At 62.8% G+C, this 20,818-nt stretch carries 19 protein-coding genes; 7 read left to right on the forward strand and 12 right to left on the reverse strand.

What is annotated here, in order from left to right:
• The first annotated feature begins 173 nt into the window (after positions 1–173).
• Positions 174–797 carry an SdpI family protein gene (locus tag AC1DZU_RS22105; protein ID WP_477288321.1) on the forward strand — a complete coding sequence of 208 codons (624 nt, stop codon included), beginning with the start codon at positions 174–176 and terminating at the stop codon, positions 795–797.
• Between the two features lie 148 nt (positions 798–945).
• On the opposite strand, the gene AC1DZU_RS22110 is transcribed toward AC1DZU_RS22105, so the two are convergent.
• The 11 genes from AC1DZU_RS22110 to AC1DZU_RS22160 form a co-directional block, all read right to left on the reverse strand.
• Positions 946–2,379, reverse strand: a complete 1,434-nt coding sequence (locus tag AC1DZU_RS22110) for an APC family permease (protein ID WP_477288323.1) — start codon at positions 2,377–2,379, stop codon at positions 946–948.
• 103 nt (positions 2,380–2,482) lie between these two features.
• A complete protein-coding gene (locus AC1DZU_RS22115; RefSeq protein ID WP_477288325.1) occupies positions 2,483–3,649 on the reverse strand; it encodes a LysR substrate-binding domain-containing protein in 1,167 nt (388 codons plus the stop codon).
• 6 nt (positions 3,650–3,655) lie between these two features.
• On the reverse strand, positions 3,656–4,996 hold the full coding sequence (locus tag AC1DZU_RS22120) for a glutamine synthetase family protein (protein ID WP_477288327.1): 1,341 nt from the start codon (positions 4,994–4,996) through the stop codon (positions 3,656–3,658).
• Positions 4,986–5,675, reverse strand: a complete 690-nt coding sequence (locus tag AC1DZU_RS22125) for a TetR/AcrR family transcriptional regulator (protein WP_477288329.1) — start codon at positions 5,673–5,675, stop codon at positions 4,986–4,988. Before AC1DZU_RS22125 ends, AC1DZU_RS22120 begins: the two co-directional genes overlap by 11 nt.
• Positions 5,672–6,961, reverse strand: coding sequence for an alpha/beta fold hydrolase (locus AC1DZU_RS22130; protein WP_477288331.1), 1,290 nt, complete (start codon positions 6,959–6,961; stop codon positions 5,672–5,674). Before AC1DZU_RS22130 ends, AC1DZU_RS22125 begins: the two co-directional genes overlap by 4 nt.
• 6 nt (positions 6,962–6,967) lie before the next feature.
• Complete coding sequence (locus tag AC1DZU_RS22135) at positions 6,968–8,278, reverse strand: acyl-CoA dehydrogenase family protein (protein ID WP_477288333.1); 1,311 nt, start codon at positions 8,276–8,278, stop codon at positions 6,968–6,970.
• 17 nt (positions 8,279–8,295) lie between these two features.
• The gene (locus tag AC1DZU_RS22140) at positions 8,296–9,348 is read right to left on the reverse strand and encodes a 2,5-dihydroxypyridine 5,6-dioxygenase NicX family protein (protein ID WP_477288335.1); all 1,053 of its coding nucleotides are present in this window, start codon (positions 9,346–9,348) and stop codon (positions 8,296–8,298) included.
• Positions 9,349–9,583: 235 nt separating this feature from the next.
• Positions 9,584–10,336 carry a maleate cis-trans isomerase family protein gene (locus tag AC1DZU_RS22145; RefSeq protein WP_477288337.1) on the reverse strand — a complete coding sequence of 251 codons (753 nt, stop codon included), beginning with the start codon at positions 10,334–10,336 and terminating at the stop codon, positions 9,584–9,586.
• 43 nt (positions 10,337–10,379) lie between these two features.
• A complete protein-coding gene (locus AC1DZU_RS22150) occupies positions 10,380–11,411 on the reverse strand; it encodes a carbon-nitrogen hydrolase family protein (protein WP_477288339.1) in 1,032 nt (343 codons plus the stop codon).
• Between the two features lie 118 nt (positions 11,412–11,529).
• Entirely contained in the window at positions 11,530–12,450 is a 921-nt protein-coding gene (locus AC1DZU_RS22155; protein WP_477288341.1) for a fumarylacetoacetate hydrolase family protein, read from the reverse strand.
• A gap of 10 nt (positions 12,451–12,460) precedes the next feature.
• Positions 12,461–13,582, reverse strand: coding sequence for a cupin domain-containing protein (locus tag AC1DZU_RS22160; protein ID WP_477288343.1), 1,122 nt, complete (start codon positions 13,580–13,582; stop codon positions 12,461–12,463).
• A 132-nt stretch (positions 13,583–13,714) separates the two neighbouring features.
• Between AC1DZU_RS22160 and AC1DZU_RS22165 the strand changes: the two genes are divergently transcribed.
• The 4 genes from AC1DZU_RS22165 to AC1DZU_RS22180 all read left to right on the forward strand — a co-directional run bounded on the left by AC1DZU_RS22165 (position 13,715) and on the right by AC1DZU_RS22180 (position 18,457).
• On the forward strand, positions 13,715–14,389 hold the full coding sequence (locus AC1DZU_RS22165) for a GntR family transcriptional regulator (protein ID WP_477288345.1): 675 nt from the start codon (positions 13,715–13,717) through the stop codon (positions 14,387–14,389).
• A 509-nt stretch (positions 14,390–14,898) separates the two neighbouring features.
• Complete coding sequence (locus AC1DZU_RS22170; protein ID WP_477288347.1) at positions 14,899–16,005, forward strand: polyamine ABC transporter substrate-binding protein; 1,107 nt, start codon at positions 14,899–14,901, stop codon at positions 16,003–16,005.
• On the forward strand, positions 15,978–16,349 hold the full coding sequence (locus AC1DZU_RS22175; protein WP_477288349.1) for a N,N-dimethylformamidase alpha subunit family protein: 372 nt from the start codon (positions 15,978–15,980) through the stop codon (positions 16,347–16,349). The genes AC1DZU_RS22170 and AC1DZU_RS22175 overlap by 28 nt, the downstream gene beginning before the upstream one ends.
• Before the next feature lie 221 nt (positions 16,350–16,570).
• Positions 16,571–18,457 carry a N,N-dimethylformamidase beta subunit family domain-containing protein gene (locus tag AC1DZU_RS22180; protein WP_477288462.1) on the forward strand — a complete coding sequence of 629 codons (1,887 nt, stop codon included), beginning with the start codon at positions 16,571–16,573 and terminating at the stop codon, positions 18,455–18,457.
• Here the strand turns inward: AC1DZU_RS22180 and AC1DZU_RS22185 are convergent.
• Positions 18,387–19,091 carry a TetR/AcrR family transcriptional regulator gene (locus AC1DZU_RS22185; RefSeq protein WP_477288351.1) on the reverse strand — a complete coding sequence of 235 codons (705 nt, stop codon included), beginning with the start codon at positions 19,089–19,091 and terminating at the stop codon, positions 18,387–18,389. The genes AC1DZU_RS22180 and AC1DZU_RS22185 overlap by 71 nt on opposite strands.
• A 287-nt stretch (positions 19,092–19,378) precedes the next feature.
• On the opposite strand from AC1DZU_RS22185, the gene AC1DZU_RS22190 reads away from it, so the two are divergent.
• Positions 19,379–19,966, forward strand: coding sequence for a TetR/AcrR family transcriptional regulator (locus tag AC1DZU_RS22190; RefSeq protein ID WP_477288353.1), 588 nt, complete (start codon positions 19,379–19,381; stop codon positions 19,964–19,966).
• 250 nt (positions 19,967–20,216) lie between these two features.
• Positions 20,217–20,804: a DUF308 domain-containing protein gene (locus AC1DZU_RS22195; protein ID WP_477288355.1), complete on the forward strand. Its 588-nt coding sequence runs from the start codon at positions 20,217–20,219 to the stop codon at positions 20,802–20,804.
• The last annotated feature ends 14 nt before the right edge of the window (positions 20,805–20,818 follow it).

Raw genomic sequence — 20,818 nt, forward strand, 5'->3', positions numbered from 1 at the left:
CACAGCGAATGCGAGGCCGTGTTTGGCCATGCCGTTGATCCTGACGCCGATTCGGGGCAGCATTCCTTCGCGGTAGCGCGAGCCGACGCGGCGCTGCGAACCGGCCGCCTGAACTGGCAAATGGTCGAACAGGGAGACCTCTCATTCTCCGAAGGCTGATAGCGCTCATTGTGATGGTACTGAGCGGCATCGTCGCGGCACTCTTCACGTCGCCGGATGCACGCATTGCGGTTCACTGGTCGGCGTCGGGCGAAGCGGACGTCTTTGCGGGCCGCTGGGTCGCATTGCTTGGTGCGCCGGTGTTGCTCGCCGTGCTGTGGATGGTGCTGCACCTGTGGCCGGGGCGGCAGGTCGAGAACAGGCAGGCACCCGGCGAACCCGCAAGAAGTTTTGCGCCGGACCAGGCGTGGCTCATCGGCCTTTTGCTGCTCATCCTGCTGCAGGCCTTCTTGATTGCTTCGGCGCTTGGATTCCAGACGAACCGCCTTCGGCTGATGCCCATTGTCCTCGGCGTGATCATGACCGTCGTCGGTGCTCGAATGCCGCTCCTGCAGCCCAACCGATGGTTCGGTATCAGAACACCCTGGACCCTTGCGGATCGGGACGTCTGGACGGGAACTCACCGTTTCGGCGGCCTCGTCTTTCGGGCGGCGGGGCTGCTCACCGTGTCGCTGCCTCTTTTCGGCTTGTCGGATGATCGCGTCGGCCCGGCGGTGCTGGCTATCCTGCTGACCGCAGCACTCGCATGTGTGGCCTATTCGTGGTGGATATCCCGGCGCCGGAACGGCTCAGGGTGATACACAATCCAGGCTGGCCCCGATTCAGCAGTCGAGCCACTTGGCTGAGGACGTCTCGCACGGGGCGTCATCCAGACCGATCGCGGCAGCGCGATTATTTAGCGCTGCCGCCATCTTCCGAACGGAATTCGATTCCGTCCATCGTTTCCTAAATCTGGTTTACTCCCATATTGGCGAAGCGGACGGGATCGGCCCTCTCCAGCCGCAACGCCAACATGTATCCGACCACGGCGGCGGCCGGAATCAACGCCGGCAGGATGATCCCGAGCACGCCACCGGTGGTGCCGGTGAGGTCGCCGAAATGCAGGAAGATGTAGACGAACAGGGCGGCCATGATGAGCCCCGACAAGGCAGGCAGGATCACGGTCGACAGCGCCGGCGCGCCGGTGTGTTTCTTACGGAAGAAGGCGATGACGGCGAGCGAGGTGACGGTCATCATGCCGAGGACCCCGAGCGTGCCGACCTGGCTGATCCAGGTGAACATGTTGAGCACCGGGTCGAGTCGGAGCCCGGCGAAGATTGCCAGCACGACCAGGGCGCCGATCGTTTGAGTTACCGAGCCGATGTGCGGGCTCTGGTGGTCCGCGTGGGTGCGGCCGAAGGCTGCTGGCAGCAGGCCTTCGCGTCCCGCCACGTAGCTGTACCGGGCGATGTAGTTGTGGAAGGCCGACAACGCGGCAAACAGGCTCGACACCAGCAGAATGCCGGCGATCGTCGGCACGGGACCGCCGACATAGCGCCCGGCGAGGTCGAAGAAAAGTGCCGACGGATCGCCGTAGCCCTGGATGGTCGGCACCAGTTTCTCGGCGCCTATGCCAACGATCATCAGCCAGGTGGTGAAAACGAAGAAGATGCCGATCATCAGCACCGAAAGATAGGTGGCGCGCGGAATGGTCTTTTCCGGGTCGCGGGCTTCCTCGGCGTAGATCGTCGTCGCTTCAAAGCCGATGAAGGATCCTAGGCAAAACAGGATCGCGGCAGTCAGCGAACCCGAAAACATCGCGTTCGGATCGAACAGGTTCAGCGCCAGCCCGTGCGCGCCGCCCTTGCCGAGAATTGCAAAGTCCACGATCAGGACGATCAGGTATTCGAGCGCGACGGCCACGACCAGAACCTTTGCCGACAGGTCGACCTGACGGTAGCCGAGTATGCCGACCAGCAGGACGGCGATCAGGCTCCATCCCCACCAGGGCAGGGTCAGCCCGAGTTCGCCGAAGACACCGGCGGCGATGCCGCCCAGCAGGCCGATCAATCCAAACTGCATGGCGTTGTAGGCAACCACCGCCACGACCGCCACGGCGCCGGCGACCCGTCCGCCGAGACCGCGCGCGGCATAGGCGTAGAAGGCGCCGGCATTGGTGACATGCCGCGACATCGCCACGTAGCCGACCGAAAAGGCCAGCATCACCAGCGTCACGAAGATGAAGGTTGCCGGAATGCCGGCGCCGTTGCCCAGCATGAACGCCAGCGGCATCGCGCCGGCAACACCGGTAAGCGGGGCCGCTGCCGAGATCACCATGAAGGTCACGGCGATCAGGCCCAGTGAATTCCTGCGAAGTTGGTTGGTTCCTGCGGTACTCATTTGGGTGGTTCTCCCTCTGTGTTCCCCATGGCCGATTGACCGGTCCATTGTTGGTTGTTGGTTGACGTCTGTTTTCGTTCAGGCGGCCGTCTGGCCCCGGCCGTCATTGCTCTCCGTTGGCGAGATGCCCGAAGGACCCCCGGCACCTGGCGAGAAAGTGCTCGACCGAATCGCTCCTTTGATTGCCGCGCGGCGTGATCGCGATGACTGCCCCCTCGGGAAAGTCCTCATCCAGCGGTATGGCCAGGATCTCCTTGCCGTCGTGGGCGGTCCTGGTCTGCGGCGCCTGCGGGACGATGGAATATCCAAGCCCGTGGGCGACCAGACCTCGCACCATGGCGAAGGATGGCGACTGAAAGCGAATGAGCGGCGGAAGCCGGTTGCGCTTGAACAAGGCATCCGTGGCCGCACGGACGGAAGGATAGTCGAGAAGGATCATGGGTAGGTCCGCCAGGTCGGCGAGCCGCAGACGGGGCCTTTCCGCCAGCGCGTGATTGGCGCTCAGCAACACATGGGGAGCCGGCGGGCAGATGAGTTCGGCGTCGAGATCAGGCTCGTTCACCTGTCCGAAGGTGATGGCCGCCTCGATCCTGCCGGCGCGCATCTGTTCGATAAGGTCGTCGTGGTCGGCTTCCAGAAGACGGATGTCGACATCAGGCTGCTGGCTCGCAAAGCCGGCGACAAGCGCCGGCACGAACTGCGGCCCAAGCGTGATGAAAAAGCCGATGCTGAGGTGATTCGCCGGGTGCGGCGGCCGATGGTCATCCGGCGCGATCGGGATGGCGCGCCGGTAGCCGCGATTGCCGTAAACCAGCGGCGAGCGCTGCGCCGAAAGGTCGATGGTCTCGGCCTCGCCGATGAACAGGAAATGGGTTCCCCACAGCAAGGCTGTCTTGAGTTCGCAGTCGAGCGAAACGACGGCGCCATCGATGACCGGCGCGCCGGTTGCGCCGGGGTGCCAGGCGATCGCGCCGAACCTGTCGTCGTTCAGATGTTTGAGACGGCCGGAAAAGAGATCCGAGACGAAGCTCTGATTGCCGCTGAGCACATTGGCGCAGAACCGCCTGTTCCTCTTGATCGCCTCGCATGCGGGGCTGAGGTGATGGACGCTGATCAGCAAGGAGGGCCGGCTGGTGTCGGCCGACACCGACGTCATCGATGAAACGGTCACACCGAAACGACCTGCCTCGCCGTCCGTGGTCACCACAGTGACCGCGGCGGCGACGCGGCTCATGCCTTCGATGAAACGGGCGCGCAGGTCGGTATCCATGGTCGTTCACCCCAGGTCGAAGAAACGTTCCAGTTCCACGTCCGGAACCTTGCGGCGGAATTCGTCGTGCTGGCACTCGCGGGTGGCCGTGAACGCCTCGACAAAGCGCGGCCCCAGCCAGTCCTTGGCGAAGCTCGATCCGCGCAGCCGCTCGATCGCCTCGGGCATCGAGCGGGCGAAGTCGCGGGCGGGTTTCTGCGCGTAGCCTGAGCCGATGGTCTCGGGGTCGGGCTCGATCTCGCCTATGACACCGGCGATCCCGGCGGCGATTGTGGCCGCGGCCGAGAGATAAGGGTTGGAATCGGCGCCCGGCAGGCGATTTTCCACCCGCAGCGTCCCGGCGTCATGGCCGACCAGGCGAAAGCATGTGGTGCGGTTTTCAAAACCCCAGGTCAGGCCGGGCGGCGCGAAGGTGCCCGGTGCGAAGCGGCGGTAGCTGTTCACCGTCGGCTGGAAGACCAGCGTCATGTCGCCGATATAGGCTTGGAGACCGCCAAGGAAGTGGCGGAAGGTGCGGCTGACGCCGTTCTTTTCCTTTGGATCCCAAAACAGCGTCTTGCCATCCTTGTCCTTCAGGCTGATGTGCAAATGGATCGACTGGCTGTCCGCATTTTCGTTCCAGCGCGGCATGAAGGTGACGGACCGGCCTTGCCGCAACGCCAGCGCGCGGATGAAGTTCTTCAAGAGGACGAGTTGGTCGGCCGGTTCCGTACCTTCGCCGGCTCCGATGCAGGCCTCCATGAAGCCTGCGCCGATCTCTTCGTGCATCTTGGCGAGGTCGATCTTCAAAGGCTCGCAGATCGTGGCCAGCGCCTCGTACCATTCCGTCTGGACGACCTGATAGAGGATCAGGTCGTGGCTGGCGTGAGTTGTCGCTGTCTTGAGGTTGCGGTAACCCTTCGCCTTCGCGCTTTCCGGTGTCTCGTCGAAAAGTGTGTATTCCAGCTCCATTCCGTATTTCGGCACCAGCCCTGCTTCGCCGGCGCGGGCCAGCACCGATTTCAGGATCGCCCGGGGACATATCTGTGCCGAGGCGCCGGTATAGTTGGACAGGACCAGCAGGTCATGCCCCGGCTTCGACCATGGCAGGCGGCGAACAGAATTGGGATCGACCTGCAAGGGGTCATCGTGAAAATCGCCCTTGTCGTCGTTGACACCCGGGATGATCAGCATCACGTCGGTCGGGTCCAGCGCCAGTTGCGCGGGAGCCATGCCCATGCCGTTTTTCGCGATGCCTTTCAGGCTGCTGGTCGAGACCATCTGCCCGCGCAGCAGCCCGTTGGTGTCGGTCATCGCGACCGTGGCAAAACGGCTGGCCGGATCGGCCAGGTAATCGTCAACTGTCATGTTGCACCTGATTGAGGGATTGGGCGCCGATAAGTCGCGCGAGTTCGGCGAGATCGGTCTCGGGCTGTGTCGAATAGGCCTTGAGGAATACGCGCAGGCCGTTGTTCAGATAGCGGGCGACCTCGGCGCGCGACGGGAAACGGTCCGGCATGTAGAGGGCCTGGGTGCGCGGTGCCGAAAGGATCAGGCCCCACAGATCCTGCGCCGCGAGTTCGGCGTCGTCGAAAGCCAGTCGGCCTGCGCGCCGCTGGCCTTCCAGATAATCCATGATGCCGCGCAGCAGGCGGTCCGGGCCCACCTCCTGATAGGCGCGGCCGATCTCCGGAAACCGCTGCACCTCGCCGATGATGAGCCTGGCCAGGGACAGGAGGTCCGGACGCAGCACCGTGTCGGCATAGTCCCAGGAAAATTCGAGGAGGTCGGCCACCATCCCGCGCTCGGAAGGATGTTCGAAGATATCAAGCATCTGGTCGCGCTCGCCCAGCATCATGGCCGAGAACAGCGCCTCCTTTGACTGGAAGTACTGGTAAAGCGTCGGCTTCGACAGTCCCGCCTCGATAGCAACGGCATCCATGTTGGCGCCGGAATAGCCTGTTTCGGAAAAGACCTTCAAAGCGGCCGCCAGGATGCGGCGCTCGCGCTCGATCTTGTTTTGCTGTCGGCGGGACAAGGCGGTCATCTCGGCAGGTTCCCCAGAAAGTCCAGCAGGATCCGGCTGTAGGCCTCGGGCTGCTCGACATTGCAGACATGGCCGGCATCCGCGATGGTCTCGTAGCGGATGTCGGGCCGGGAGACCTGACCCAATATTCGCTCGGCAACACCGCGGATCTCCGATGGCGGAGCCAGCCGGTCGTGTTCGCCGGTCATCATCAGCACCGGCATGGTCAGGCGTGAGAAATCGAAACGCGCGGATGGATTGGTGAAACAGACCAGCGCGTCGCGGTAGCTCGCCGACGGGATCGCCGCCATCGACTGGAGGAGCTGCTTCTTCACCTCGTCCGAAGCGCTCGGTCCCGCCAGCACTTTCACTACCGCCGGCGCGAAATCAGCCGGTGTCTGGCCGGCATCGAGCGGCACCTTGCGGCTGACGCGGAAGGCCTCGCGTTCCTCTGAACTGGCTTCCGACATGCCGGTGCAGCCGCCTGACAGGACCAGCCCGGCCAGCATTTGCGGATAACGCATGGCGAAAGAGGTGGCTATCCACGAGCCTAAGGAGAGGCCGACCAGAACCAGCCGAGAGGCGCCGAAATTTTCCTTCACGCGCAAAATGTCGGCGCAGTAGTCGTCCACCGTCGACTGGTTGCGCCCGAGCGCGCTGCCGCCGTAGCCACGCAGGTCGAGTGCGCCCGCACGCATCACGCTGCCGGCGGCCGCGAGTTGCTGCAGCCAGTTGCCACGCGATCCGCCTATGCCGTGCAGGAACAGGCAGAGCGGCCCATCGCTGTCCGGCGTCGTTGTCAGCCCGAGGCGGGGATCGCCATCGATGACGATGTCGCGCATGGCCACAGGGGCGGGTAGAGGCGGCGGCTCCGCGCTGCGGATCTTAAGCGCTTTCTCCGAAAGCGCGGCGATGCCCATCTCGAAGATCGCTTTCGTGCCCTTGCAGATTTCCTGCAATCGCGGGGAGGCGGCGTTTACATCTGCGCTCCAGCGCACGATGCAGCCGCCCCGACCGTCGGCGGCGATGGCGATGCGGCCGTCATAGGCCTCGGCGCCCGCGATGCCTTGGAGATGCGTATAGGCGAGCGTGCGCTCGCTGTCGCTGAACCAGGTGAGCTGCTCGCGATAGACGGTGTCCTCGCCGTTGACGGTGAAGCTGCGGACCAGCGCACCGCGCTCGTCGCGCTCCGCGCGAATGGTCGCGATGATCGGGTGCCATCGACCGCAGAAATCCGCGACGATGGACCATACCGCCTCCGGTGAGGCGGCGCAGGCGCCGATGACCTCAACCGTTTCGTGCGCCATGGGCGTCTACCGGACCGACCGCAAGGCGCCGTGATCGCCGCGCCACAGCGACATGCGGGCACCGCCTTCATCGCCAGGGGCGGAATCGATCTCGTCCATGTCATAGAGTGCGAGGACCGAAAGGTAGTCTTCCATGATCTCCGAGGTGTAAGGCAGCATCAGCGCGCCGCATCGGCTGTCGCGGTACATCCGTTCCAGTGGCAACGACTTCAGCATCGACTGGCCGCCGCAGGTTCGGATCGCCATAGAGGTCATCTCGGCCGCACCCTCCATGACGTTGTATTGGGCGGCGTACATGCGCAGCACCTCGCCCTTGGTCGGGAAGCCCTTGGCTTCGCTGAAAGCCTGCCACCAGAGCGCGCGCATATTGGCGAGCCGCGCATACATCTTGCCGACGGCGACGCGCTTGGTCGCATACATGCGCCGGTCGATGGGCGGCTGACCGGGGATCTTGCCCTTCAGGTAATCCACCATGAAGTCGAAGGCGCCTTGCGCCACACCCATGTAGGTTGGCGACAGCGTAATCATCATATGCGGCCAGTTCGGCAGGGTCTTGCCGAAGATGCCGCGCGGCATCAGCATGTCCTGCTCGGTAACGAAGACATCCTTCAGGATGAGGTCGCGGCTGTTGGTGCCGCGCATGCCGAGCGGATCCCAGTCACCCTTGACGCTGAGGCCCGGCGCGTCCTTGTGGACGACAAACAGCATGGTGTCCTCGTGACGCGGCTCCTGGCCTTCGAACACCTCCGTGCAGACGATGGTGTAATAGTCGCAATAGCCGGCGAGCGAGGCGAACTTCTTGAAGCCGTTGATCTTCCAGCCGCCGTCCGTCTTGCGGCACTGCGTCTGGTTCGGCTTTGAAGTCCAGTTCTGTCCGCCCTCGGAGATCGGCTGCGAATAGATCGCCTTTTCGGCGATGGCGCGGCGGAACTGGCGCTCGCGCAGCGGCGCGAATGCAGCCTTCTCCTCAGGTGTCAGGTTCGGCATGTCGACCATGAAGCGTGACCAGGCCATGGACGAGTTGTGCATGTTGAAGGTCAGCGCGGTGGCGCCGCAATATTTGCCGATCTCGGCGCCGACCATGGCATATTCGAACATCGAATAGCCCCAGCCGCCGAATTCCTCAGGGATGCAGAGGCCGAGAAAGCCCTCGGCGGCCAGATCCTTGTAGTTCTCGACCGGGAAGGAGGCGTCATCGTCGATCCCCTTGGCGCGCCCCGCGAACTTGTCGCGGCCAAGCTCGTTCACCAGCCGCAGCTTGGCCTGCACCTCGGGACGGATGCGTGAGAGGTCGTAGTAGTCAACAATATCGCTCATGGTTTTCTCCGAGGGCGTCAGGACGCCAATTCGCCTTGCAGGACGCCGTCACCGACGACGACTTTCCCGTCCAATGTGATCGTGCAGTTGCGCATCGGCAGGTCGAAATGACCGAGCGTGTAGCGGCCGGCGTACTGGTTCGCCCCCGTGGACCACAGGAACGATCCTGCCAGGGCGCGGAACTCCACCGCCTGCATGTCACGCTTGTCGTACATGGCGGCCGAGACCCACCGGGCGCGCGGGTGCATGCCCCAGCCGACGTGGCTCATGCCGTAGGCGTTGCGGTCGTTCCAGGCCTCCATGTATTCGCGGAAATGGATAGCATCGACGCCGTCGCCCTTGATCGCGGTGACGAAGTCGTCCTCGACGGTGAAATCGATGCGGCTCGCAAGCGTCGTCTTGAACGTCAGGTTCATGTCGCCCACGTCCATCACGATCCGGCCGTTGACGCAGTTCCTTCCGGGGAAGGCGAGGCAGAGCCCGCCCGGCCAGTGCGCCACCGATCCCGGCGTCGTTCCGAAGCCAGGTGTGCCGCCGCAAGGTGCGTTGCGCAGGTCGATGACCAGATCGGTCCCGGCCAGCGAGGTGACGCGCATCTCGCTCGCCTCACGCAGCATCCGCACGCCCAGTGCCACCTTCGGGCCAAGATCGGCCGTCGGCTCGGTACGCTCCAGGATCTCGGGATGCTCGTTGCAGATCACAAGCAGGCGCGTGCCGCCGGCCGCCTCGATCTCGGGCCATTCCGGAGCATGGATAAGCCCTTCGACCGTGCAGTCGACGATGACCTCGACGCGCTTCAGCGCCTCGATAACAGCGCGGTTGCCCTGGATTGCCCAGGAGGTGCCGGTGGATTTCACCGGCACCGGCGCCGTCTGGCGCGGCGTCGGCATCTGGATCATGCAGAACTCGGCGCCTTGGTCGTGCAGGGCGAGTTCCGAGAGGTGGATCAGCACCGGACGCGACTGCGTCTCGGACAGGATCGCGACCCTCGTCCCCTTGCCGATCGCATTCAGCGCGAAGACGCGCCGGAAGCAGTCCAGCCACCGTCCTTCGATGCGCTCTTGCAACATCGCTAAACTCCCATTGACGATCCGGCTTGTTTCGGATTTCTTAACTTGTGAGTTAAGTTTTCAGTTTTGCGGCGACTTGTCAACGAAATTTTCGAAGATTTTTCGTATTTTCGATAGTCGGTTGATTTCTGCGCTCAGATCCAGTGGGATCGTCACCGCAACTGACTGCTGAGCCGAACCCTCGGCGGACCGGCTGTCAGAGCCGTCATCGTCGCCTGGCCAACCCTGAATTGGTCTAGTAGCGAGCGGAGAGCAGTTCGCCGGCGCCGGGCGACGCGACTTTCAATCCAAGCCTCGACATCAGTTGAAAACCCGTACAGACGGAGGCGCTGACAACTGGAAGGCCCAATGCTTGCTGAAGCCTGTCAATGATTGGCAAGGAAGGCATCTGCACACAGGCCGATGCGACAAACGCGTCGATGCCTGTCGTGTCGACTTGCCTGTAGATATCGAGCAGTTTGTCCGGATCGTGCCTGCCGACCTCGATGTTGTCGGGGATTTCAAGCGCGATGAAGTCCTTCACCGCTATCCCCTCGTGCTCGATGTAGTCGACCACCAGTTGCGTAAGCGGCTTCATGTACGGGCATATGACGGAAATCTTCTTGGCTCCCAGGACCTTGAGGCCGTCGACGAGAGCGCCGGCACTGGTAACAACGGGAGCGGGCGCGCCGTTCTCCGCGGTACGCTGGTGCAGCCGGGCTTCCGAGGTGCGGTGATAACCCTTACCCATGCTCATGATGGCGACCAGACAGGCGTAGCCGAGGACGTCGACGCGAGCATCCGAAAGTTCGGCCGCACAGCGGTCGCTGTCGCGATCCATGGCCTCGAGCTCTTCCTTGACCACCTTTTTCATTCGCATTCGGCTGGAATGGAAAGTGAAGCGTTCTGGCAGGATTGTCTCGCGACTACGGAAAATCGCCGGGATTTCCGTCTCCATGGTGGTGTTGGAGGAGGGCACAATCTGTCCGATCCGATAGGTCTTCGGCATCCTTATCCGTCCTCTGGCTCGTAGCTGCTGGTGACTATTCGGCCTATTCCTGATGGCCGCGCTGCGATGCTGTTTCCGCCACGCTGGCATCATCGCCGTCGAACATCTGCGCCCTTTCGATCAGGGATATCGGCTCCAATCTGCGCCGGTTCACCTTCAGGTCGAAAACGTCGAACCGGTTGTAATGGCCGGCAATGTCATGCATCTGCTTCGGCTGGATGCAGCGTCCGAGATCAATCTCGGCATATACGATGCCCTCTTCGTCGATCAGCGGCTTGCCAACCACCCGCCCGTCCGGACCGATCACGCCTGAGAAGGCGCTGGATTTGCGTTGCAAGCGCGCCCGCGCATCCGAAACGACGCTCTCCATCGCCGTTATGATTTCCTCCGAGACGGTCGAACACGAGACGATCGTGAAGAGCTTGCCTTCGAACGAGTGGGCCATGGCGCGCAGCTTTATGGCCTCAGCCATGTCGTAGTCGGGCGGCGCAACGGGCAGCGAAATGTAGCTGGCGACGTGAACCAGTTCGCCTTGAGCGAGAAGGGTGAAGCGCGCCAGGGTGTTTGTGTTCTCGCCGCAGGCAAGCGCGCCAATTGGCCCGATTGCAGTGTCGTAAACTCTCAGCCCGGCCCCATCACCGGGCGCCCAGGTCAGCTTCTCGGCCCAAGTTGGCATCAATTTGCGGTGCTTGCCGAGCAGGGATCCGTCGGGTCCTATGGTCAGAAGCGTGTTGTAGAGAGTACCAACAGACCTCAGGCTGCGTTCGTTGATCCCGATCACGACATGGATGCCGGCTTCGCGTGCCGCGCCGCGCAGGATTTCGACTTCAGGGCCGGGCTCGGTGATGGCGGCGCGCACCAGTTTGTCGAACCAGGCTCCGCCCGTCACCGGATCGGTGATCCAGCTCCAGTACGGATAGCCCGGGATGAACACTTCCGGGAAGGCGATGATATCCGCCCCGTTGGCCCTTGCCTCGCGGATCAGCTCGACCGCCTTCTCCACCGTCGCTGGCGTATCGAGAAAGACGGGTGCCGCCTGCACCGCCGCGGCAACGAATTTCGGAAGCTTCAGCATGGCAACCTCCTGCTTGTGATTGACCGTCTAGGCGGGCGGTGGTGGGCTCGGCGGTGGCCATCGGATCGCCGGGAACCGAGGCCATCTGGATGACCGCCTTGAATTGCGCGTTCACGTGCTAGTCCGGTGTCGCGTCCACCACTGGGTGCCGCAGAGTGCCGATCCCTTCGACGCACGCTGTGACAACATCGCCCGGCCACATCCATTCTTGCGGGTCACGCCCGGCGCCAACGCCTTCCGGCGTGCCGCTGGCGATGATATCGCCGGGCTCCAGCGTGATCCCCGACGAGATGTCGGCGATCAGGTGGTCGACTTTGAACAGCATATGGCGCGTGTTGGACCGCTGTTTCTCGACCCCGTTCAGCGTCAGCCACAGGTCAAGCACCTGTGGGTCGGGGATCTCGTCGGCCGTGACGATGCATGGCCCGAACGGCGCGTAGGTGTCCTGTCCCTTGGAGAAAATCCATTGCCCGGCGCGCCGATTGTCGCGCGCCGAGATATCGATCATCACCGAATAGCCGAAGACGTGGTTCAGAGCATCTTGCTTGCGGACACGACGGGCGGTCGTGCCGATAATGACAGCGAGTTCCACCTCCCAGTCGAGCTGCTTCGTGATCTTCTTGTTGTGCTCGATGCCGTCGCCGGGCCCGATCACCGTGGTTGGCGGCTTGGAGAAGACGACCGGCTGCTTCGGCAGATCTTTCGACGTGTCGAGCGCCTTGGCGCTCTCGGCGACATGCTCGACATAGTTCAGGCCGATGCCGAAGATGTTCTTGCGGGGCCGGGGAATGGGGGCGAGCAGCTTCACATTGCCCATCGCGGTGGCGCAGCCGGTGGGGAAGCGACCGGCGCACGTGTCGAGGCAGTCGCGCAGCGTCTCCAATCCGGCGCGTCCAGCGTCGATCAGGCCGAGCATGGTGTCGGGCAGCAGCTTTCCTTGAGCCGCGGCGAGCGCCCCGACGTCCACCACCAGACCATCGACCAGCACGCCGAGCCTTGCCGCCCCCTCGACCGAGGCGCGATAGGTTACAAGTTTCATGATTGTTCCTTCAGAGAAGCGGCTGCAGGCCGCCATTGTCGCCGAATGCCTGCTCCCGGTAGAGCCCGAGTGCCCGCATCACCGGCAGGTCGGACAGGCAGAAGAGACAGGCATCCTCACGATCCGAGCCGTTGACATGCTCGTGCCAGGCCCAGGAGGGCACGCAAAAGATGTCATGCTCCTGCCAGTCGAAGCGCTGGCCGTTGATGATCGAATGGCCGCCGCCCTTCGCCACATGGTAGAGGCCGCTGCCGGTGTGCCGGTGCGCCTTGGTGTGCTCGCCCGCTCGCAGCATCTGCATCGACGCGCCGAGTGTCTGCATGACCGGGCCGTTCGTCACCGGGTTCACATACTCCATCAGCACACCGTCGAAGGGCGAGCCGTCGCTGCAACCGGCATATTTCAGCAGCGACTCGTAGGTCGGCGCCCACTCGTATTTGAACATCGGGCTGTAACCCTTGGTCCATGCCTCGCCTGTCGGCTTCAGTCCCGGATTTCCCCAGGTTTTGGTCATGTCGTCGACCGCGTAGCCGACGGACTGGCTCTGATCCGGATGCACCTCGTAGAAATTGGCTTCCATCGCGTTGACGAAGGGGATGTCCAGTCCGTCCTGCCAGATGCAGGGCGAACCGCTGGCCTCCACGCCATGCTCGTGCCAGGTGCCGTTGGGTGTCAGCACGAAGTCGTTCGCGCCGAGCGTCATCTTGTGTCCGTCCACCACCGTATAGGCTCCCGAGCCCTCGATGATGAAGCGGATCGCCGAGGCCGAATGGCGATGCGCCGATGCCACCTCGCCAGGGTTCATTACCTGAAGCCCGCCATAGATCCAGCCGACCGCCGCAGCCACGTCGGTCCGCCCCGGATTGTTCAGGTAGACCACACGCCGCCCGGCCTTTTCCGGTGTCACCAGTTCGACCGAGCGAAGGACATGCGCACGCAGGTCGCGATAGCGCCAGACGACAGGGACCGACTGCGACTTCGGTTCCCACGGCTCGATCTTGTTGGCGACGGTCCACAGCGCGCCTGCCTTATGGCGCTCGAGCTCCTCGTAATAGGCAAGCAACTCCGGCGTGTCCTCGACGTTTGCCCGCCCGACGACGTCTTCGCGATGGTTTTCGCGCTCCCGTGCCATGGGATCCTCCTGGTTGGGGCTGTTGGGCTAAGCATGACCCGACATATTTTCGATTGCAACACAAATTTTCGAAAATAATGAAATTGCCGACAAGTCCATCTATGAGGTAAGGCTGTGCGGTGAGGAACACTGATGACGCTTGCCGAAAAAGCCTACGATGCGCTGCGCCACGACATCATTCGCGGCGAACTCCCCCCTGGCAGACCGTTGCGCCTCGCCGATCTCGGCGAGCGCTACGGCATGGGCTTCTCGCCGCTGCGCGAGGCGCTGAACCGCCTGCAGGCGGAGCGGCTGGTGACGGCAGAGTCGCTGCGCGGTTTCCGCGTGGCGCCGCTGTCGCTCGATGAGCTGCACGATGCCGTGTCGCTTCGCATCGTCATCGAAACGGAGGCACTCAAAGCTTCGATCAGCAAGGGCGACGACAGCTGGGCATCAGACATCGTGTCCGCCCTCTATGCCCTGAACGTCCAGGCCGCGCGCACAGGCGCCGAGGCCGATATCTGGACGCTTGAAAAGCGGCATCACGCGTTCCATCGCGCCCTGCTGGCTGCCTGCAACTCGCCCTGGACGCTGGAATTCTTCGAACGCCTCTATGCTGCAACCGAGCGCTACCGCATTCCGGTTCTGCTCGCGTCGGCATTGCCGGTGGGACGTGATGTCCAGGCCGAGCACAGCGCGCTTGCGCAGGCCGCGCTCGACAGGGATGCCGAGAAGGCCTCGGCGCTGCTCAGCCAGCATTACCTTAGAACGGTGGAAGATCTGGCGGGGGCTATGAGTCCTGTGGAAGTGAAGCTGCGCGCCTCGTGATATGGAATACGCCACGCCAGGCCATTTGTGACAAAGCCCTCATGCGGATCGGCTCGCAGAAGGGGCGACATGCCGCCAAACCGCCGTCGACAAGGGCGAGAGCACGATAGCTTCAGCGTCGTGCGGGAGACGCACTGTTCGGCTTGGGCAACTTGGACGCACAATGGTCAGGGCAATCCCAAGCGAATTGCCGCAGCGCTTGCCTTGCCTGGTGGGACCGCGGCCAACGGCAAGGGCAATATCCTGGCAGCCTCCGTGGATACCGGCGGCCGGATGGGGACCGTGCGCAGATCGATTGATCTCACCCCGACCTGAGCGACGGCCTCGGCGCCTGGCGAAGGGATGGAGCCCTGAACGTCACATGCAGAGACACTCAAGGCCGTCGATGCGCGGTCGATTTCTGCAGGGCCTGTCGACCAAGGGCACAGGAACGGCGGCTTGACGTCCAGCACGAGGCGTGATTTATTTGGATGGACAGATAAAAAATTGAATAGCTGGAGGGGATACCGATGCAGACCCCGCGACTGTGGTGCTTTTCACTCGTCATGGCCGTCGCCATGACCTTCTCGGCGGCTGCCCAGGAAAGGGTGGTCAACATATACAACTGGTCCGATTACATCGATCCGAAGGTCCTGGACCAGTTTACGGCCGAGACGGGCATCAAGGTCGTCTATGACGTCTATGACGACAACAAGATCCTGGAGACCAAACTCCTGGCCGGAAGGACCGGCTACGATATTGTCGTTCCCTCGGCCTATTTCCTTCAGCGCCAGATCATGGCCGGCGTCTACCAGCCGCTGGACAGGTCGAAGCTCCCGAATGCGAAAAACCTCTGGCCCGAGCTTATGACGCGGATGGAGCTTTACGATCCGGGCAACCGCTATGCCATCAACCTGATGTGGGGCACCACCGGCATCGGTGTGAACGTCGACAAGGTCAAGGCCGCGCTCGGAAGCGTTCCCAACAGCTGGAGTCTGGTATTTGATCCTGCAAACATGGCCAAGCTTCAGGGCTGCGGCGTCACGATGCTCGACGCGCCTGACGACGTACTGCCTGCGGCATTGAACTACCTCGGTCTCGATCCGAACTCGAAGAATGCCGACGACCTGCAGAAAGCCGCCGACGTCGTCGCCAAAGTCCGCCCCTATGTTCGCAACTTCACCTCATCGGCCTACATCGAGGGCCTGGCGACGGGCGACCTTTGTGTCGCGATAGGCTGGTCCGGCGACATCCTGCAGGCGCGCGACCGTGCGCTCGAAGCCGCCAACGGCCTCGGCACCAAGCCGATCAACATCGCCTACCTCCTGCCCAAGGAAGGCGGGCAGATCTGGTTCGACAGCGTTGCCATCCCGGCCGATGCGCCGCATCCCGACGAGGCGCATCAGTTCCTGAACTTCATCATGCGTCCCGAGATCGCGGCCCAGATCAGCAATTACGTTCGTTATGCCAGCGGCAACCTTGCGGCCAAGGACAAGATCGACCCTGCCATGGTCAACGACCCGACTGTCTATCCGAACGATCAGGCCATGGCCCGGCTCTACGCGATCACCATGTACGACAATGCGGTGACCCGCGCGATGACCCGCATGTGGACGCGCATTGCCACCCAGCAATGAGCAGCGTGTCGGTTGTTGAGCGGCTCGATTTGCGGCCTCGGCGTGAGCTGTTCGATGAATTCATGCGAGACCCCAGCGGCCCGCACTGTCCTGAACTGGCGCGCCTGCTGAAGGTGATGCGGTCGCGAACGATCATGCCATGGGTGGCGGCGATCGAGTGTCCGGCAGGCTATCGGCTGGTCGGATTGTCGGGCAGGGGACAGCCGCTGGAGTTCCTGTCCGACGAGACCTTTGCGTCGCCAAAAGAAGCCGAAACGGCAGCCTTCGCCATCCGCTGGCGACAATTGTTCGGACAAGCACCGCCGGACGCGGACTCACGCCACGGGACTGTACATCAAGCATGAAACGGCTTCTGGGCTATGCCAGCCAATGGTCGGTCAGATCCGGCGACACGGTCGACTTTTTCCTGTCCAGCGAACCGGAAGAGACCGTCTCGCTCGACATCGTGCGTGTCATCAACGGAGCGCCGGCAGCGCTTGAGCTGCGACCGATTCCCGGCGGCGAGCTAGGGTCACGGCTCATAGCCAATCAGCCGATGCGCACGGGATCCTACCTGGCCTTGACCATGCAGGACGGGTCCGACCTGCATGGCGTGACCATGGCTTTCAGCGTCAAGCCGACACGCGATGCGCTGGCCTGCATCCTGGATACGGGCACGTTGCGTTTGTGGCGCGATGCGGATAGCAACTTGGCGCTCGAAGGCGCCGAGGGGCCGGATTGGGTCCCCTGCCTGCGAATGGGACGCGGTAAGTGGCACTCCGTTCGGATCGCGCTGGATGCGATCCAGCAATCGGCCGTCGTCACGGTGGAAACGGTGTCTGCCGGCCCGGTCTTTGCGATCACCGTGCCCGTGCCGGTTCGTCAGCAACGCGTTCATGTCCTGTCGCTCGGCGCAAAAGTAGACGGCAGCTCCGCGTTCGATGGGCTCGTCTCCGAATTCCGGCTGTGGACGACCGATGAGGCGAGCCCGGATATTGCCCTCGACTTCTGCGACCGGCTCGACTGTGACCAACTCACGAACCGGGGCACGGCAAAGGTCGACGCCAGGTTGGTCAACGCGCCGACGCGCGGTGTGCCCGGTCGCAGCTGGGCGGGACAGGCGTTCTCGCCGGCGGAGGACCGGGCTCTCTATGACGCCGTTCATTTCCACAGCGACGACCTCGAGGATGCCCGATGGGAAGCCAGCGCAAGCTGGGTCATTCCGCCGGCTTTTGAAAGCGGTTCCTACGCGCTGCGCGCAAGAGGTGCGGCAGAGACGACCTACATTCCCTTCTTCGTGGTTCCTGCTCGGGCGGCGCCATGCAAGCCAGTCGCCTTCCTCGCCTCCACGTTCACCTATCATGCCTATGCCAATCACCGGATCGCCCTTGAAAGCCCGGAATACGAAATATCGGAGCTGAGCGCCCTGCCGATCCTCGACGAGGAACTGCAGACCCTGCAGGACATGCCGGAACTCGGGGCATCACACTATGACCGGCATGTGGACGGCCATCCAATTTATGTGACGACGCGCCGGCGGCCGATCCTCAACATGGCGCCCGACACCAGCAACTGGTCCTATAATGCCGACACCAGCGTCACGGCCTTCCTGCACGGCCGCGAAATCGACCACGATATCGTGACCGACGACCTGCTTCATGATGAGGGGGTGTCGGCGCTGGAGGGGTGTCGCGTCCTGATCACCGGGACCCATCCGGAATATCTCTCTACGCGCGAGTGGGACGCCCTGGTCGCCTTCCTCGACCGTGGCGGCCGCCTCATCTATCTCGGCGGCAATGGCTTTTACTGGCGTGTGGCTATCGCACGCGACCGTCCATGGCTGATGGAGCTTCGCCGGGCGGAATCGGGCGCGCGCTACAACGAGGCCGGACCCGCCGAATACCATATGCAGTTCAACGGCGAACGCGGCGGCCTCTGGCGTCGGCTCGGCAGACCGCCGCAAGCTCTGGTCGGGGTCGGCATGGTCGCCGACGGATGGGACCGCGGCGCCGGCTACAGGCTTACCGATGCAGCGCGCGACCCGCGCGTGGCCTTCGCCTTTGAAGAGGTTCATGGCGACGTCATCGGCGCGCCCTGCAGCGCGCATCCCGGTGCGGCCGGACAGGAGGTCGATGCCGCCGACCTGGGGCTGGGCACGCCCGATCATGCTCTCGTGATCGCATCGTCCACCATGCTGGGGGCCGGCTTCTACCTGGCACCGGAGGAAGTGGTATTCCTGCACTCAGCGACCACAGGCGACGTGAACGCCCGGGTCAGAGCAGACCTGACTTTCTTCGAAACACCGGCCGGGGGTGCTGTGTTCTCCACGGGTTCGATTGCCTGGGGAGCGGCGATGGCCGCCGAGCAGGGGCGGAACGATGTCGGCCGGTTGACTGAAAACGTTATCCGCCGCTTTGCTGATCCGAAGCCGTTCGCTTTCCCCCCGGCTTCAGGTCCGGGAGGAGACGGGTAAGCCCCTTGGTCATCCGCGACCTGGCAGCCTGGACCGACAATGCGCCCTGGCCAAGATGCATCTCCAACCAAAGAGCGTCGCACAGACCGCTGATCAGGCTTGCCTCGGTTGCGGCATCGGATGCGGTATGCCCCGTTGCCTGACGTAATGCCTGGGTCAGGGCAACGAGATATTCTCGTTCCAATTCGAGGCTTATCTCGCGGTAGCGTCGACGCGGCCCTGCCTCTCCCCAAAAGGCAAACCATACCGACAGCTTGCTGCGCGAGCAGATCGCCTTGTCCAGCGGAGCCAACGCCAGCGCCCTTACGCGCTCCGCCGGATCGGCTTCTGAACGCAGCAAGGCGTGCTGCCAGGCCGCCCGGAACTCAGCGGCCAGTTTATCGATCACGCTCTCGAACAGGCTTTCCTTACTGTCGAAATGGAAGTTGACAAGACCATGGGAAAGGCCGGCGTGCCGGGCGATATCGTAGACGGTGCAGGCCGCAAATCCACGCTCTGCGATTGCTTCCAGGGCAGCATCGATCAACTGACGGCGGCGTTCGGCGCGCTGTTCTTCGCGCCGAGGCGTGTCGGGGACGGCACGGACGCGATGCGCGGGTCGCCGCCCTTCCTTGGAATCTTCTTTCTTCGACATGGAACTGGACTAGGCAAGCGCAAGGGCACCGTCAAGCGAGCTGTCGAACCGGTGTCACCGGCCAAGCATCCGGCGCGTCCGCCCCAATTTATCGCGAACGCCATCCAAGGGCAGTGCGCTTTGAAAGGTCATACAGTTTTGCTGCGCTTGCGAAAAGGCGAGATCAAGCTGTCGGCGCGGGCTTTGGCCATACGGCAGACAGGGCCGGCGCTAAGCTCCCGCCACGGTCCCTAGGCGAAGGAGTAAGGCCGATTGACAACGATCCTACTAGAAGGTAGGCATGCTGCATGAGCAATCTCGTCATGACGTCCGATCAGATTTTGGCGTCCGCGCGGAACTTCATTGTTTCGGGCGGCTACAACGGATTCAGCTATGCTGATATCGCTGACGAGGTGGGAATTCGAAAGGCGAGTATCCACCATCATTTCCCCAGCAAAGTCGACCTTGTTCGCACGCTTGTGGCGCGCCATCGCGAGCGTACCGAGGTCAGCATGGCAGATCTGGAAAGTAAACTCCCTGACCCGCTTGCACTGCTTCAAACCTATGCTGGCTACTGGGCAAAATGCATTGAAGACGCGAGCATCCCGTTTTGCGTCTGCGCGCTGCTTGCCAGCGAACTCCCGGCACTCCCGCCTGAGGTTGCCGTCGAGGTGCGGGCCTACTTTCGGTTTCTGTCGTCCTGGTTGACCAAGGTCATGGAGCGGGGCGCTGAACAGGGCGTTCTCAAATTCGCCGGCTCTGCGGATCTGGAGGCAGAGACTTTCATGGCGACTGTCCATGGCGCGATGTTGTCGGCGCGTGCCTATGGCAGCCCTACCATCTTTGGCGCGATCCTGACGCCGACCTTGCAGCGCTTATCGGCGAAGGTTCACTAACAAGTTATCTGCGCGGCATGGCGGCGAGCCGCCGCAACCAAATTCGCATCTCACAGGGACCGTTGAGACCCCCAGTGCATCGGTGCTGAAAGTAGCAACTTAGGGTCGGCCATTTCGTATGGCCAATACGGTTCACGATCTCCGCCACCGCTTGGTTGATCGGTCGTGCCGAGCCAAGAAAGTGGTTGACGTCACACTATCTACCTTCTAGTAGGTAGGCGACAATATCAAGCGCGAAGGAGATTCAAAAATGCTTGCTAAGACGACTGAAGCCAACCTGGTCCAATCCTCAACCACCTGGCTTAAGAGCTACTATTTCACACGCTTTGCCGTTTCGACCGCCTGGGTCCTCCTGGCCTTCACGGTAGCCAAGACAATGCCTCCCCTGGCAGCCATCATGCTGGTCGCCTATCCGGCTTGGGATGCACTGGCCAACTTCATCGACGCCCAGCGCACCGGCGGCTTGAACCGCAACAAAACGCAACTGCTCAACTTCGTCATCAGCATCATCACCACCGTGGCAGTCGCCATTGCTCTCGGCAAAGATATGAATACGGTGCTCGCCGTCTTCGGCGTCTGGGCGGTCCTGTCGGGCCTTTTTCAGCTTGCAACCGCGGTCAGGCGCTGGAAGTCCGGCGCGCAGTGGGCAATGGTGTTGAGCGGCGCTCAGTCGGCACTGGCAGGCATTTTCTTTGTGAAGATGGCGGGCAGTGCGGCGACGATCGACATCACCAACATCGCGCCCTATGCGGCCTTCGGCGCCTTCTACTTCCTCGTTTCCGCTGTCTGGTTGACGGTAAGTGATGCGCGGCGCAAGTCGGCCCAAGCGGCTGGCTGAAGAGCGTCAAACGC

It is taken from the genome of Mesorhizobium sp. P2_A12 (assembly GCF_056405075.1).

What these genes read in the sequence shown, in the direction of transcription:
- AC1DZU_RS22105 (WP_477288321.1), top strand. Translation starts at nt 174, where the DNA reads ATGGTACTGAGCGGCATCGTCGCGGCACTCTTCACGTCGCCGGATGCA.
- AC1DZU_RS22110 (WP_477288323.1), bottom strand. Translation starts at nt 2,379, where the DNA reads ATGAGTACCGCAGGAACCAACCAACTTCGCAGGAATTCACTGGGCCTG.
- AC1DZU_RS22115 (WP_477288325.1), bottom strand. Translation starts at nt 3,649, where the DNA reads ATGGATACCGACCTGCGCGCCCGTTTCATCGAAGGCATGAGCCGCGTC.
- AC1DZU_RS22120 (WP_477288327.1), bottom strand. Translation starts at nt 4,996, where the DNA reads ATGACAGTTGACGATTACCTGGCCGATCCGGCCAGCCGTTTTGCCACG.
- AC1DZU_RS22125 (WP_477288329.1), bottom strand. Translation starts at nt 5,675, where the DNA reads ATGACCGCCTTGTCCCGCCGACAGCAAAACAAGATCGAGCGCGAGCGC.
- AC1DZU_RS22130 (WP_477288331.1), bottom strand. Translation starts at nt 6,961, where the DNA reads ATGGCGCACGAAACGGTTGAGGTCATCGGCGCCTGCGCCGCCTCACCG.
- AC1DZU_RS22135 (WP_477288333.1), bottom strand. Translation starts at nt 8,278, where the DNA reads ATGAGCGATATTGTTGACTACTACGACCTCTCACGCATCCGTCCCGAG.
- AC1DZU_RS22140 (WP_477288335.1), bottom strand. Translation starts at nt 9,348, where the DNA reads ATGTTGCAAGAGCGCATCGAAGGACGGTGGCTGGACTGCTTCCGGCGC.
- AC1DZU_RS22145 (WP_477288337.1), bottom strand. Translation starts at nt 10,336, where the DNA reads ATGCCGAAGACCTATCGGATCGGACAGATTGTGCCCTCCTCCAACACC.
- AC1DZU_RS22150 (WP_477288339.1), bottom strand. Translation starts at nt 11,411, where the DNA reads ATGCTGAAGCTTCCGAAATTCGTTGCCGCGGCGGTGCAGGCGGCACCC.
- AC1DZU_RS22155 (WP_477288341.1), bottom strand. Translation starts at nt 12,450, where the DNA reads ATGAAACTTGTAACCTATCGCGCCTCGGTCGAGGGGGCGGCAAGGCTC.
- AC1DZU_RS22160 (WP_477288343.1), bottom strand. Translation starts at nt 13,582, where the DNA reads ATGGCACGGGAGCGCGAAAACCATCGCGAAGACGTCGTCGGGCGGGCA.
- AC1DZU_RS22165 (WP_477288345.1), top strand. Translation starts at nt 13,715, where the DNA reads ATGACGCTTGCCGAAAAAGCCTACGATGCGCTGCGCCACGACATCATT.
- AC1DZU_RS22170 (WP_477288347.1), top strand. Translation starts at nt 14,899, where the DNA reads ATGCAGACCCCGCGACTGTGGTGCTTTTCACTCGTCATGGCCGTCGCC.
- AC1DZU_RS22180 (WP_477288462.1), top strand. Translation starts at nt 16,571, where the DNA reads ATGCAGGACGGGTCCGACCTGCATGGCGTGACCATGGCTTTCAGCGTC.
- AC1DZU_RS22185 (WP_477288351.1), bottom strand. Translation starts at nt 19,091, where the DNA reads ATGTCGAAGAAAGAAGATTCCAAGGAAGGGCGGCGACCCGCGCATCGC.
- AC1DZU_RS22190 (WP_477288353.1), top strand. Translation starts at nt 19,379, where the DNA reads ATGAGCAATCTCGTCATGACGTCCGATCAGATTTTGGCGTCCGCGCGG.
- AC1DZU_RS22195 (WP_477288355.1), top strand. Translation starts at nt 20,217, where the DNA reads ATGCTTGCTAAGACGACTGAAGCCAACCTGGTCCAATCCTCAACCACC.